Origin of the sequence: Flavobacterium sp. (assembly GCF_039595935.1) — a bacterium.
GTDB lineage: Bacteria > Bacteroidota > Bacteroidia > Flavobacteriales > Flavobacteriaceae > Flavobacterium.
In genome coordinates this window covers 2098493-2112363 of record NZ_JBCNKR010000006.1, presented here as the reverse complement: position 1 = coordinate 2112363, position 13871 = coordinate 2098493, and the positions used below count along the sequence as shown (strand labels likewise).

The 13871-nt window shown below is 30.4% G+C and carries 15 protein-coding genes; 6 read left to right on the top strand and 9 right to left on the bottom strand.

Translation table 11 applies throughout. The annotated features are described in order from the left end of the window. The first annotated feature begins 16 nt into the window (after positions 1 to 16). Together ABDW27_RS18890 and ABDW27_RS18885 are read left to right on the top strand one after the other, a co-directional pair. Positions 17 to 700 (top strand): ATP-binding cassette domain-containing protein, encoded by a 684-nt coding sequence (locus tag ABDW27_RS18890; protein WP_343697295.1) that lies wholly within the window; start codon positions 17 to 19, stop codon positions 698 to 700. Beyond that, positions 700 to 1575 (top strand): glycosyltransferase family 2 protein, encoded by an 876-nt coding sequence (locus ABDW27_RS18885; protein ID WP_343697294.1) that lies wholly within the window; start codon positions 700 to 702, stop codon positions 1573 to 1575. The genes ABDW27_RS18890 and ABDW27_RS18885 overlap by 1 nt, the downstream gene beginning before the upstream one ends. A gap of 9 nt (positions 1576 to 1584) precedes the next feature. Here the strand turns inward: ABDW27_RS18885 and ABDW27_RS18880 are convergent, their stop codons facing one another. The 3 genes from ABDW27_RS18880 to ABDW27_RS18870 are packed head-to-tail and all read right to left on the bottom strand — an operon-like array spanning position 1585 to position 4165. Beyond that, entirely contained in the window at positions 1585 to 2670 is a 1086-nt protein-coding gene (locus tag ABDW27_RS18880; RefSeq protein WP_343697293.1) for a glycosyltransferase family 4 protein, read from the bottom strand. Beyond that, positions 2667 to 3071 (bottom strand): FdtA/QdtA family cupin domain-containing protein, encoded by a 405-nt coding sequence (locus ABDW27_RS18875; protein ID WP_343697292.1) that lies wholly within the window; start codon positions 3069 to 3071, stop codon positions 2667 to 2669. Before ABDW27_RS18875 ends, ABDW27_RS18880 begins: the two co-directional genes overlap by 4 nt. Then, a complete protein-coding gene (locus ABDW27_RS18870; protein ID WP_343697291.1) occupies positions 3068 to 4165 on the bottom strand; it encodes a glycosyltransferase in 1098 nt (365 codons plus the stop codon). The genes ABDW27_RS18875 and ABDW27_RS18870 overlap by 4 nt, the downstream gene beginning before the upstream one ends. Positions 4166 to 4216: 51 nt before the next feature. Here ABDW27_RS18870 and ABDW27_RS18865 point away from each other — a divergent pair, with 51 nt between their 5' ends. Next, the gene (locus ABDW27_RS18865; RefSeq protein WP_343697290.1) at positions 4217 to 5119 is read left to right on the top strand and encodes a glycosyltransferase; all 903 of its coding nucleotides are present in this window, start codon (positions 4217 to 4219) and stop codon (positions 5117 to 5119) included. 5 nt (positions 5120 to 5124) lie between these two features. Here ABDW27_RS18865 and ABDW27_RS18860 read toward each other — a convergent pair whose 3' ends face one another. The 6 genes from ABDW27_RS18860 to ABDW27_RS18835 form a co-directional block, all read right to left on the bottom strand. Further along, positions 5125 to 5871, bottom strand: coding sequence for a transferase (locus tag ABDW27_RS18860; RefSeq protein WP_343697289.1), 747 nt, complete (start codon positions 5869 to 5871; stop codon positions 5125 to 5127). Further along, a complete protein-coding gene (locus ABDW27_RS18855; RefSeq protein ID WP_343697288.1) occupies positions 5858 to 7357 on the bottom strand; it encodes an O-antigen translocase in 1500 nt (499 codons plus the stop codon). The genes ABDW27_RS18860 and ABDW27_RS18855 overlap by 14 nt, the downstream gene beginning before the upstream one ends. A 3-nt stretch (positions 7358 to 7360) precedes the next feature. Beyond that, a complete protein-coding gene (locus tag ABDW27_RS18850; protein WP_343697287.1) occupies positions 7361 to 8506 on the bottom strand; it encodes a DegT/DnrJ/EryC1/StrS family aminotransferase in 1146 nt (381 codons plus the stop codon). After that, positions 8503 to 9450 (bottom strand): FemAB family protein, encoded by a 948-nt coding sequence (locus ABDW27_RS18845; RefSeq protein WP_343697286.1) that lies wholly within the window; start codon positions 9448 to 9450, stop codon positions 8503 to 8505. Before ABDW27_RS18845 ends, ABDW27_RS18850 begins: the two co-directional genes overlap by 4 nt. A 1-nt stretch (position 9451) precedes the next feature. Next, complete coding sequence (locus ABDW27_RS18840) at positions 9452 to 10054, bottom strand: trimeric intracellular cation channel family protein (protein WP_343697285.1); 603 nt, start codon at positions 10052 to 10054, stop codon at positions 9452 to 9454. Positions 10055 to 10117: 63 nt separating this feature from the next. Next, on the bottom strand, positions 10118 to 10861 hold the full coding sequence (locus ABDW27_RS18835) for an RDD family protein (protein ID WP_343697284.1): 744 nt from the start codon (positions 10859 to 10861) through the stop codon (positions 10118 to 10120). A gap of 20 nt (positions 10862 to 10881) precedes the next feature. On the opposite strand from ABDW27_RS18835, the gene ABDW27_RS18830 reads away from it, so the two are divergent. From ABDW27_RS18830 to ABDW27_RS18820, 3 genes are read left to right on the top strand one after another with little or no spacing between them, the layout of a single operon-like run. Next, positions 10882 to 11862, top strand: a complete 981-nt coding sequence (locus ABDW27_RS18830) for a stage II sporulation protein M (protein ID WP_343697283.1) — start codon at positions 10882 to 10884, stop codon at positions 11860 to 11862. Positions 11863 to 11872: 10 nt separating this feature from the next. Then, positions 11873 to 12640, top strand: a complete 768-nt coding sequence (locus ABDW27_RS18825) for a DUF4129 domain-containing protein (RefSeq protein ID WP_343697282.1) — start codon at positions 11873 to 11875, stop codon at positions 12638 to 12640. Then, positions 12640 to 13845, top strand: coding sequence for a DUF4350 domain-containing protein (locus ABDW27_RS18820; protein WP_343697281.1), 1206 nt, complete (start codon positions 12640 to 12642; stop codon positions 13843 to 13845). The genes ABDW27_RS18825 and ABDW27_RS18820 overlap by 1 nt, the downstream gene beginning before the upstream one ends. The last annotated feature ends 26 nt before the right edge of the window (positions 13846 to 13871 follow it).

Here is a 13871-nt window from a genome sequence, read left to right as displayed (position 1 = left end):
CAAATCAATTTTTATTATGTCACAAACCGTACTATCTCTTAAAGAAGTCACTATATATCAAGAAGGAAGAAAAATTATTTCTCATATTAATTTAGATGTTCAGCATGGTGAATTTATTTACATCATCGGAAAAACAGGTTCCGGAAAAAGCAGCTTCTTAAAAACTTTGTACGCAGATTTACCTTTAACTGAAGGCGAAGCTCATATTGTTGACTTTGATTTGGCCACTTTAAAAGAAAAAGATATTCCGTATTTGAGACGTAAAATCGGAATTGTTTTCCAGGATTTTAAACTACTTCCAGACCGCTCTATTAAAGACAATATGCTTTTTGTTCTAAAAGCTACTGGCTGGACAGAAAAAGAAGCAATGGAATACAAAATTGACGAGGTTTTGGATAAAGTTGGAATGAAAGATTTCCTTAACAAAATGCCGCACCAACTTTCCGGAGGTGAGCAGCAGCGTGTTGCGATTGCAAGAGCTTTGCTTAACGATCCTGAATTCATTCTTGCCGATGAACCAACAGGAAACCTTGACCCACAGACAAGTTCTGAGGTTTTAGAAGTTTTAAAAACCATCAACGCAAACGGAAAAACGGTTATTATGGCCACTCACGATTATGCTTTGTTGATGAAATTCCCTTCTAAAACATTGAAATGTGAAGATGAAAGAATCTTCGAAGTGGTGCAAAGAAGCGTGTAATGCTTTCTATTTTAATTCCGGTTTATAATTATAATGTTTTAGAACTCGTAACCGAACTTGTAAAACAATGTGATTTATGTGGAATTAATTTTGAAATTCTTTGTCAGGACGACGCTTCAAATTCAAAAGAAAACATTCAAAATCAAGAAATTAATTCTTTTTCCAATTGTTCATTTTTTGCAAATGAAATCAATTTAGGAAGAGGAAAAAATATCAATTCTTTAGCCCGAAAAGCAAAATATGACTGGCTTTTAATATTAGATTGCGATACTTTTCCATCGAATAATAATTTTATTCAAAACTATATTTCTGCACTTTCTGAAAGTGCGAATATTATTTTTGGCGGAATTATTTATGAAGATAAAAGGCCGTCAAATGAAAAGCTTTTGCGCTGGATTTATGGAAAAGAAAGAGAAACTTCTGCCCTTTTATCTTCTAATTTACTAATCAAAAAAGATATTTTTCTGCAATATCCTTTTGATGAATCGATTACGAAATACGGTTACGAAGATTTGGTTTTCTTTTCGGTTTTAAAAAAGAATCATTTCGAAATTATTCGAATACAAAATCCCACTTTTCATCTTGGTTTAGAAACTTCAGAACAGTTTTTAAACAAAACCAAAACGGCTTTAGATAATTTAGTTTCGCTTTATAATTCAAATAAAATTAATGCCTCAGAAAGCAAAATCATAAAAGTTTTTGAACTATTAAAAAAACTGAAATTAATACACTTATCGAATTTATTATTCAAAAAAAACAAAACCAAAATAGAACAGAATTTACTTTCTCAAAAACCTTCTTTGTTTCTTTTTGATATTTATAAACTGGGATATTTTTGTTTTTTGCATTCCAGCAAGATTCTCAATAGTTATTGAGTCTAATTGTTATAATTCTTCTAAAAATGATCTCCAATGCTCCATTATTTTTTCTACAGAATAATTCTCAGAAGAGTGTTTTGCATTTTTTCCAAACTCCAATCTTAAATCTTCATTTTCAATTAAGGCAGAAAGTTTTTCAATAAACAATAAATCATCATTATCCGGAATCAGAAATCCATTTTTGTTATTTTTAATTATTGCTCTTGGTCCTGTTGGGCAATCGAAAGCAATACAAGGCAAACCGTAAGCCATTGCTTCTAATAAAACCATAGGAAAACCTTCAGTTCTGGAAGTCATCACATAAATCGAAGATTCAAGATATTTTTCTTCGATATTTTTCACGAAACTGAAAATATGTATGTTTAAAGTCATTCCTAAATCAACAACAATAGTATTTAAAGAATCAACTTCATCAGTATAAATTTCCAAAACCCAATCCGGATGTATATCGATTACTTTTTCCCAAATTACTATTAATCGGTTTAAGCCTTTTTCATAAGAATTCCGGGCAACACAAATAACTTTTTTATTTTTTAAATCTGAAACTAGTTTAGTTTGAATCCAAGATGGATTCGGAATTACAATTCCGTTTTTAACGTTCCATTCTTCTAAATTTTCTTCCGATAAAGCCACAATTTTGGTAAACTTTCGAACACCAAAATCTTTAAATTGACATTTTATTTTTGAAATAAACTTCGAAATAAAATCAGATTTTAAAGGAGTTTCTTCAATAAATTTAGAACCGTGAATTTCAAAAACAATCGGAATTTTGGTTTTAATTACGAAAGGAAAAACAAAAGCTTTTAATCCATTATCTGCAACCAAAATTACATCTGGATTAATTTCTTTTACTTTTTGATTTATCTGCTTTTGATATGCTTTTAAAAACTGAAAAGGATTTCCGTTTAAAATAATATTATGAAAGATAACTTTAGAATTAAAGTCATAAAAAGGCAAATCTTCTTCTTCATTTTGAGATAAAATATGCACTTCATAATTAAAATGTTCTGTAAAATAATTGGCTTTAAGTGATAGAACTCGAGCCACGCCGCCGGCATTTTTTATTTTGGGAACAATGTAAAGGAGTTTCATCTTTTGGAACTCAAAAAGGTTTCATAATCACGAATATAATCGGTTTCTTCAAAAACATCCGAAGCCAAAACAAGACAGATTGCACCTGAAGAAAAATTTTCTAATTCTCTCCAAATTCCTTTTGGCAGATGAAGACCAACATTTGGCTTATTCAAAAGAAAACTCTTTTTGTCTGTTCCGTCATTAACCGTTACTTCAAAACTTCCGCTTAAAGCGATTAAAACTTCATGCTGTTCGATATGCGAATGTCCGCCGCGAAAAGCGCTGCTTGGAACATCAAAAAGATAATAAACCCTTTTAAATTCAAATGGTAAAACACCATTTTGAATAAAAGCTAAATTTCCGCTTAAGTCTTCAACAACCGGAATTTTAAGTAATTCTATATCGTGAATTGTTGTCATAATTCGTTTTTCTGCAATAAATTTAACCATTGTATTCCAATCTTTTCAAGTAAAAACGGTTCGATACTTTTTAATGCATTTCCTTTACATTTTTGATATAAATCTTTATCTGAAACCAATAAATTAATTGCTTCTGTTAGTTTTTCCCAATTTTGATTTTCGACTAAAATACCATTTTCAAAAGAAGAAATCATATCTCTTGGTCCAAAATCGCAGTCAAAAGATACAACAGGAATTTGACAGCCTAAAGCTTCTAAAATACTATTTGGAAAACCTTCATTTTTACTGCTTAAAACTAGAAATTGAGCTTTTTTAAGATACTTGAAAGGATTATTTTGATAACCTGTAAGATGTACAAATTGTTCAATTTTAGATTCTAAAATTGCTTTTTTAAGTTTTGATTCATCTCCATTCCCAACAATTACCAAATGAATTTGTTTTTGCGGTAAATCAGATTTTGCATAACTGGAAATCAGTTTATCAAATTGTTTTATTTCGTTTTCATATTGTCCTACTGCAATTATAAAATCAAAATTGAGATCAATTTCTTGGTTTTGTTTTTCTTTAATTTCTTCAAGATTTAACGGATTATGAATCGTTACAACATTCTTTAAATGATGTTTATTTTCAATCAACGTTTTCATTTCATCTGTAATCGCTACGTTGGCCAAACAATGATTGTACATCAATCTTGTTAAAAACGAATTATTGGGCATATAATGATTGATCAAAAAACTATGAACCGTAAAAATCGTTTTAGCATTATAAATAAATCGGGCTAAAATTAGTTCCTGAATAATCTTTGTTCTAAAACGAAAATCAATAATAAAATCGAATTTATTTTTATTCAAATACGTTCTCAAAGCTTTTAATCGCTTAATTTTATTGAAAATACCATTGCTTTTATTTTTCAATAAACCAAGATTTACCAATTTTCCCGAATACGGAAAACTCACTTCATCGAGAACAATTATAATATCAACCTCAAAACCCTGACGTTCAAAAAAAATAGACAAATTTGCCATTACTTTATCACTTCCGCCTCCGCTGAGACGATAACCTATTAAAGCAATTTTCTTTTTTTTGTGAGACAATATCATTGACGATTTCTTATTTTCGTATCAAATATAACTCTTTAAAACAAAATGCAGGATAAATCATTGGTGACCATTATTTGCTTGTGCTACAATCATAAAAATTTTGTTGTAGAGTCATTGATATCTGCTGTAAATCAGGATTATCCTTTTATTGAAGTTATTATTGTTGATGATTTTAGTGCTGATAATTCCAAAGAAGTTATTAGAAATTGGCTGACAGATTATCCGCAGATTCAGTTTATTGAAAACGAAACTAATTTAGGAAGCACAAAATCGTTTAACAAAGCGCTGAAACTAGCTAAAGGTAAATACATTATCGATTTGGCTTGTGATGATATTTTACTGCCAAATTGTGTTTCACTGCAAATGAAAAAATTTCTGGAAAGTCAGTTTACAAATCTTGGTGCCGTTTACGGAAATGCCGAATTAATTACTGAAAATGGCCAACACGATTCTTACTATTTTGCTATAAATGAAACAAAAAAAACAATTGAAAAACGACAAACCGGAGATATTTATTTAAGCGTAATTTCTGGCGGAAACAGTATTTGTTCGGTTTCTTCGATGGTTAAAAAATCTGTTTTTGATGATTTAAAAGGTTATGATGAAAACCTTGCTTATGAAGATCTGGACTTTTGGATTCGCGCTTCTCGTAAATATGATTTTGATTTTATTGATGAAATCCTGATTCAGAAAAGAATATCCACTGCTTCTTTTGGAACTCATTTTTATCTTAAAAATGATTCCAGATCTAAAAAGATAAATTATTCTACTTATCTGATTATCAAAAAAGCGATCAAATTAAGCAGAACAAAACAAGAACATAAAGCTATTTTAAAACGAATGCATTTTGAACTTATTCTGGCTTTTAATACATCAAATTTTAAATTGTTTTTCAAATATATTGTATTAGAAATCAAACAGAGAATCAATATACTTTTAAAATTTTAATTTATTTAGATCGTCAAAAAATCATTTAACAAGTCTTTTTCACCTTCCCAGTCTCTCGAAATATTATTTCTAATTAATTTGGCAGGAACGCCGCCTATCAGAATATTTTCGCCAAGCGAAGTATAATCTTTTGTTCCTAAACTATTGGATGCAATTGTACAAAAATCAGGTGTTTTTGTTCCTTTCATTATAGAAACTCTATTACTCATAAAATTATAATTTCCGATATAAATTGGCGCTGATTTCGGCAGTTTTTCTCCAGTTTTCGTATCAATCAAATCGTGAAAATTGGTATCGATAATCTGGCATTCAGATCCAAAACGGGCATAATCTCCCAAAACAATTTTTTCGGTACAAATTAATTTTCCGGCGGAAGCCATCGAAGCCATATTTCCTAATTCGCAAACGGCATTTTCACCCACAAAAACAAAACAATCTTTACCGAATTGAAATTTTCCTTTAAAAATTAATTTGCCCAAAATATTAATTTCGCCAATTCCCTTGTGTGCTTTATTTAGTTCGTAAGGCTGACCAAAACCAATCATTCCTTTTTGAATTTTTCCGTCGATTTGAATATCGCCTTTTATGGAACTAAATTTTACTTTTCCGTAAAAGAAAACAGGAAGTTTTTTGGCAGTTTGAAAAGGCAGTTTTTTAAAATTAAAATACAACGTTTTTGTCCAGTTTACTTTACAGTAAAACCTGAATTTATGATAAAATGAACGGCATTTTCTATAACTATTCTGAATCATTTTTATCTTTTTTTCGCTGAACAAATGACGTAAATATTTCGTTTAAATTGATCTTTTTATGAATTTGGCTGATGCTGAAAAGAATTGAAATTAAAACTACAACAATCATTAATCCGAATTTTAAAACCGGATTTGTAATGTACTGAATCAAAAATGCTGAAGCAGAAATTGCAATGCAAATTAAATATATTTTATAAAACTGATTTTCAAAATAAAAGCTATATCGCTTTTTGGTTATGATTTTTAGTCCAATAAAATGTATCAAAAAATACAAACTGAAACTAATTCCCAAACCTTCTAAACCGTAAAAATAATATCCTAAAATATTTAGCATCAAAAACAAAACATTAAAACCAATGGCAGTTTTAACGAACATTTTCGAGTCGCCTTTGGCAATTAAAATAAATCCCATTGACCAGGAAACGGCACGAAAAAGCATTCCTAAAATTCCAATATTTACCATTGGGATTATTTCGTAAAATTTTGAAGTATAGATAATTTTTACAATCAAAGGACTGAATGCCAGAAACAAAACAATAATGGGCATTATAATTAAAACAGAAACATAAGCCTGTTGTTCGACACTTTCTCTAATTTTTTCATTATCAGAATTAATCGCAGAAAGTTTCGGAAAATAATCAGTACTCATTACCGTAAAAATAATTCCAACATAAGAGTTCAATAATGTAAAACCAGCATTGTAAAAACCAACTTGTTCCAAACCTCCTGTTTTTCCAACATAAATTTGAAACAGATAAGCAGACAATAGCGTTAAAAGACTGCTTATTGTGAGCATAAAACCCAATTTTACGATCAGTTTTCCTTCCAATAAAAGTGCTGAATTTGATATTTTTTCTTTTTCAATTTTAATTTTATTCGAATAATAAAAGGAAAAAATCAAGGAGGAAAAAGAAGTAATAATTATGGTGGGAAGAATGGCATCAATTTTCAAAAAATAATATAACGGAATTGAAAAAAGAAGTCCGAAAAGATTTCCGTATAAATTGGCTTTGGCTAAAAAACGAAAAGATCGTAAACCTTGTAAAACTGCCAATTGACCTGAACTTAATAATTTAAATAAAACAGTAACCGAAAGAACTGCAAAAGAAAATGTCTGATCTGAATTTCCAAACGTGATGATACTTAAAACTTTTGAAAAAACAAAAGTTAAAACCATTCCTAAAATCCCGGTAAAAAAAACAATCTTTTTTACGGTTTGAATCGTTTTTGAAACCGTTTTTAAATCTTCATTTTTATAATTTTCAGAAATGTTTTTTACAGCGCTTGTTTCAATTCCCAAACCAGAAATACTGCTTAAAACTCCCAAAGTAGAATTCAATAAAGCTATAATTCCCATTCCGGCCGGGCCTATAAAAACGGCAATTAATTTAGTACGGATAATGGATATTAAAATCGAAAAAAACTGAACTCCGCCAAAAAGTGAAGTCGTTTTTAAAATTTGCTGATATGATTTTTTATCAGACACGAATTAATATTTGTTTAAAATTTCGATAATAAAATCAACTTCCGTTTCGGTTAAAACCGGACTTATTGGTAAACTTAAAACTTCGTTATGAATTTTCTCTGTTACAGGAAATGATAAATTATTCCAATCAGGAAATGCTTTTTGTTTGTGTGGCGGAACCGGATAATGAATAACAGTCTGAATATTATTTTGAGTTAAATAATCTTGCAGATTTTCTCTGTTTTCTGTTCGGATAACAAATAAATGAAAAACATGATTATCTGAATAATCCCAAAATGGTAGTATTATTTTATTGTTTTTAATTTCAGATAAATATCGTTTTGCGATTAATCTTCTTTTAGTATTATCTGCATTTAAATTGGGTAATTTCAAATTTAAAAATGCGGCCTGCAATTCATCTAATCTTGAATTCACACCAACAAAATTGTTATAATATTTTTTCTCCGAACCATAATTTCGAAGTGAGAAAAGCACTTTTGCCAACTCAGAATCGTTTGTTGTTATTGCTCCGCCATCGCCTAAACAACCCAGATTTTTCCCAGGATAAAAACTATAAGCGATTGCAGATTTTAGATTGTAAATTTTAGATTGCAGATTTTCTTCGGATTGGAATTTGGAATTTAAAATTTGGGATTTAAAATTTCCTTTTGCGCCGTGCGATTGTGCTGCATCTTCAACTAATAGAAGATTATTTTTTTCTCCAATTTCATTTATTTTATCCATTTCAGCCAATTGTCCGTACAAATGAACGGCTAAAATTGCCTTTGTTTTTGAGGTTATTTTTTCCTGAATTAAATCGGGATTTATGTTGTAGGTTTCTAATTTGGGCTCGACTAAAACCGGAACTAAATCTGCCTGCAAAATGGCTAAAATACTGGCGATATAAGTGTTTGCAGGAACAATAACTTCGTCGCCTTTTTTGAGTTTACCTAATTGAATATAACCTTTAAAAATCAATACTAAAGCATCGAAACCATTTCCTACACCTATGCAATATTTGGTTTGGTAGTATTCGGCGAAAGCCTTTTCAAATATTTCTGTTTCTTTTCCTAAAATGTACCAGCCGTTTTCTAAAACTGATTTCAGTTTTTCCTGAAAAGCAGTTTCATACGGTTCGTTCATTTTTTTTAGGTCCAGAAATGATATCATTTTATAGCAATTTTATAAAAATCCTGATTGTAAACAGCGCAGCCAAGTTCTTCTTTTTGTTTCAAAAGTCCTGAACTATAACCTGATTGGTTTTCTTCATTTACGATTCCCATATCAAAAAAATGTTTTCCTTTTCGTTTGTATTTGTGAATCAGATTAATGAATAAAAAATCGAGTGCCCTGAATTCTTCGCCAATTTTTGAAGTTGCTCCATATTGCGATTTTGCAACATTTTCTGTTTCAAAAATGGTAATTCCGGCAATAATTTCTTCATTTCTGTAAACTGAAAATTGTCTGATATTTTGAGGGAAATTTTGTTTTAAAAATGTTATTTCTTCTTTGGTATGAACTGGTTTTACATTGAATTTTTCCAACAATCTTGGTTCTAAAATCTGAGTCCAAAATGGTTGAAAATCTTGTTCTTCTACAATATCCAAATCGAGGTTTTCGATTCTTCTGAAATGTTTTAATTTGCTTTTAGAAATTTGAAGAGGCGATTGTAAATTAACAGCCAGATTCATTTCTTTTCTTTCTGAAATGGCATTTCTTTTAAAAAGAAAAAAGTCCATTTCCTGATTTCCTTTCGAAAAATAAAAATCCGGAATGGGTTTGTAATAAAAAGTTTCTATTTTATTTTCTTTTAAAAAATATAAAACAGAATCTAAAATAGTTTCAACTTTTTCAGCATTTAATTTTGAAAGGAAAACCAAGCCTCCATAAGTAAGTCCCTGATGCGAGTGAATTTCGTTTCCTTTTTTATTTGCAGGAAGAACAGCTCGTAATTTTTCTTCTTCAAAAATTAAAAGTGAAAAATCTTCAAAACGATCTTTATGATATTCCATAAAATCACGATGAAACAAAAATGTTGCATTTTTGGCCTGACTTATAAAATCATTCCAAACTTGATAGTCATTTTGATCGTATTTTTTTACGGTGTATTTCATATTATTTATGCTCAAAAGCACGCAGATACCATTTGTATTTTACGGCCAATAAGCGAATAGAAATTATTACTACAGAGGTTACAAGATACAAAACATCATCTTCTAAATTTAATTTTCGAAGTCCGAAGAACACAATTCCGCCAAAAATACAAATCGTGGCGTAGATTTCTTTTTTAAAAACAGTTGGGATTTCGTTGCATAAAATGTCCCTGATTACCCCGCCAAAACAAGCTGTCATCGTACCTAATGCAACGCAAATTACAGGATGTAAACCTGTTGTAATTCCTTTTTCGAGACCAATTAAGGTAAAAACGCCCAGACCAATTGTATCAAATAAAAAGAGAGAAGTTCTCAATTTATCAAACTTTTTTCTGAAAATAATCGCCAGAAAAAATCCTAAAATAATTACGTAAACATATTGAAGATTCATCATCCAGCCAACCGGAGTTCTTCCTATTAAAACATCACGAAGCGTTCCGCCGCCAACAGCCGTAACAAAGGCAATAATAAAAACCCCAAACGGATCGAGTCTTTTATGCATTGCTGTTAATGCGCCTGACATTGCAAATGCCATCGTTCCGATAATATCTAATAAGTGAAACATTTTTTTTAAGGTGCTAAGAAACTAAGGTTCAAAGTTGCAAAGGTTTATTTAGTTCTAAGAAAATTACATGTGCTGTGTGTAATAGTTGTAATCTTTCAGGACAACTCTAATAAAGTCGCTGTTGTTTCCGGATTGATTTTTAATTCCGGTAACACTCTCGATTTTTGAAACTAATTTATAGATAATTTCGTGATCGTTTTTCATTAAAGCACTTTGATAGGTTTCTTTAATGATTCTCATATCATTATCTGATAATTTAATTACCAAAGGATATGTTGGCACATAAGCTTCTCCAATATCTTCAAGAATAGTGTGGCTGATATTAATTTTATTTTTTAAGGTAATAACTGCTGTTCCTGCTGCCATGTCGCCTAATCGCTGTGATTTTTTACTTGAAGCAACAGAAACAAGCGCTATGATTCCGTTAAACAAATCAAAATCAATTATTCTAAAAAACCAGCGAATTAAATAATCTCCAAAACCGGCTTGGTAACCGTCGATTTTTACCACTTTTATTTTGACAATTTTTTTTCCGAAGGATTGTCCTTCAAAAATACTTTCTAAAAGAATGGAATAAATAACTAACGGAGAAAACAAGAAAAATATAATTGATCCTCTTGACCAATTATCTAAATTCCCCATGAGTCTGTCGATATCCAGCCAGTAAAAAAATATCCACACAATCAGAAATATATAGGCCAGTTTAATGGCTGCATCAATGAAATAAGCACCCAATCGTTCCCCTACAGAGGCGGCAATAAAATTTATTTTAACATTTTGTGTTGTGTTTATAGATAATTCTGACATATTTTATATTTTAGCCCTCAATGAGAGAAATTGCATTTATAAAACAAAATAAAGAAAAATGGCTGGAATTTGAGCTGGCTATTTTTGGTAAAGCTAAGAAAAATCCTGACGAATTAGCAAATTTGTACATTCAATTAATGAATGACCTTTCTTATGCACAAACTTATTATCCTAAAAGTAAGACAGTTGTCTATTTAAATCATTTGGCTTCGCAGATTTATCAAAAAATCTATAAAACGAAACGAACTGAAAAAAACAGGATTGTCGAATTTTTTAAAACCGAAGTGCCGCTTTTGTTATTTGAGTACAAAAGATACTTATTGTATGCTTTTATACTATTTTTTGCAACGGTTGCTATGGGGGTAGTCTCTGCACGTTATGACCAAAACTTTGTCAGGTTAATATTGGGCGATGATTATGTAAACATGACTTTGGACAATATCAAAAAAGGAAACCCAATGGCGGTTTACGGAACCGGAACCAACTGGGGAAGTTTTATTGGTATTACAATGAACAATCTTTACGTGGGTGCCAAATGTTACATGTATGGCATTTTTGCCGGAATTGGAACGTTTTATGTTTTCCTTCAAAATTCCTTAATGCTGGGTTGTTTTCAATATTTCTTTTACGAGCAAAATGTTTTCTGGCAAAGCGTTAGAGGTATCTGGATTCATGGTGCAATGGAAATTTTCGGCATTGTAATCGAATCGGCGGCTGGATTTATTCTGGGTGCTTCTATTTTGTTTCCAAAGACATTTTCGAGAATGAATTCATTTAAAATTGGTTTCAAAAACAGTTTTAAAATATATTTAAGTACTTTTCCTTTTACTATAAGTGCAGGATTTCTGGAAGGTTTTATTACAAGATATTCGATTGATATGCCCAACTGGTTAAGCACTTTTATTATCTTGTTTACTTTAGGAATTATTTCATTTTATTATCTGGTTTATCCTTCCATTGTTTACAAAAAAATGCACAAATTATCTGCCAAAACGAATTAATAAACCGGTAATGAACAGAGTTTTATTTATTTTATCTTTTATTCTTTTCTGCAGCATTTCAAATGCTCAGGATTCCGTACAGATTCAGGATCCGCCAAAAATCTCGTCTGTAAAGTACACGGAAAAAGACATCAGGATCGATTCAGAAACAGTTAAAGCGAAGACTTTTTCAAAAAATTATAAAAAGAAATATACTGATAAAGATTTTGTTTACGAATACAAAGCTCCGGAACTTAGTCTTTGGGATCGTTTTAAAATCTGGCTTGCCAATGTTTTACGAAATCTTTTTTCTTTAAGTTCAGATCAGGCTTCGGTAAATATTGCTGCAATTTTTATCAGGGTTGTCTTGGTTTTGTTGATTGTTTTGGTAATTTACTTAATTGCAAAAGCGGTTATAAACAAAGAAGGGCAATGGATTTTTGGTAAAAACTCTCAAAAAAGAACGGTTTATTATTCTGATATTGAAAAAAATATTCATCTGCTGGATTTTGAGAAACTGATTAAAGAAAGTCTCGATGCCGGCGAAAAACGTACTGCTGTTAGATATTATTATTTGTGGTTATTGAAAACAATGGCTCACAATAATTATATCGAGTGGGATATCGAAAAAACAAATTCTGATTATTTATACGAGCTTCAAAATCTGAAACATAAAGACGAATTTACATACCTGTCTTACCTCTATAATTATATTTGGTATGGCGAATTTGAAATTGACGAAATCACTTTCAACAAAGCACAAAACAGATTTAAGAATGCAATAAAAACCTTTAGTTAATGAGTAAAAGTATCAAAATATACATTTCTGTTCTGGTTCTTATTTTCATCTTAATTCTAATTTCAGATTATAACCAACCAAAACCTATAGACTGGCGCCCTACTTATTCTGTCAACGACAAAATTCCTTTTGGATTGTATGTTTTTGACAAGGAAATTGGCGGGATTTTAAAAAACCAAAAAGTTGAAAGAATTTCTGATGTAACGCCTTATGAATTTTTAGATTCTAAATATGATGAAGATTCTTTAGTTGAAACCTATACTGTAAAAGGAACCTTTATCAATATTTCTCCAATAAATAATATCGACGATCAGTCGATGAAAGAGATCATGTATTTTGTATCTCACGGAAATAATGCTTTTTTAAGTATGTCTAATTTCCCAAAACCGTTAATGGACAGTTTAAAAATAGAATACAAATCTAATTTTAAATCTGCTGACAAAGGTTTTGTATGGATGGCTAATAAAAACCTGAACCGAAAAGCATACAAAGCTACTGGAGAAATTGCTGATTATTTTTCTAAAATTGATACATTAAACACTACTGTATTGGGTTACGAAGGAGATCCTAAAAATGATAAAGAAGTTAATTTTATAAAAGTTCCCTATAAAAATGGAAATTTCTTCCTGCACATGCATCCGGTGGCTTTTACAAATTATAATCTGCTTAAAAAAGATCGTTCTCAGTATACCGAAAATATACTTTCTTATATTCCAAAAGGCGATATTTTTTGGTATACAAAAATGAAGACTGATGAAAATGTTTCTTCATCTCCGCTTCGATATATTATGAGTCAGCCGGCATTAAAATGGGCATGGCTTTTATTTCTTATCGGGATGGCCATTTTTATGGTATTCAATGCCAAAAGAAAACAGAGAATTGTTCCAATTATATCGCCTCTGCCTAATTTAACAATCGATTTTACCAAAACGATTGGTAATTTATACTATCAGGAAGGCGATCATACGAATATAATTGACAAAAAAATTATTTATTTCCTTGAAAGAATCAGAACCGAATATTTAATTGACACCACAAAACTGGATGATGTTTTTGTTACTAAACTTCACCACAAAACCGGAAAAGACGAAAAAGACATTCAGGAATTGGTTTTCTTAATTAATGAACACCGAAATAGTTATCACGGCAGTATTGAAGAGGATTTAATCCGAATTAATAATGCAATTGAAAAGATTTTACACTAAAAAATAAACTCAAATAAAAATAACAT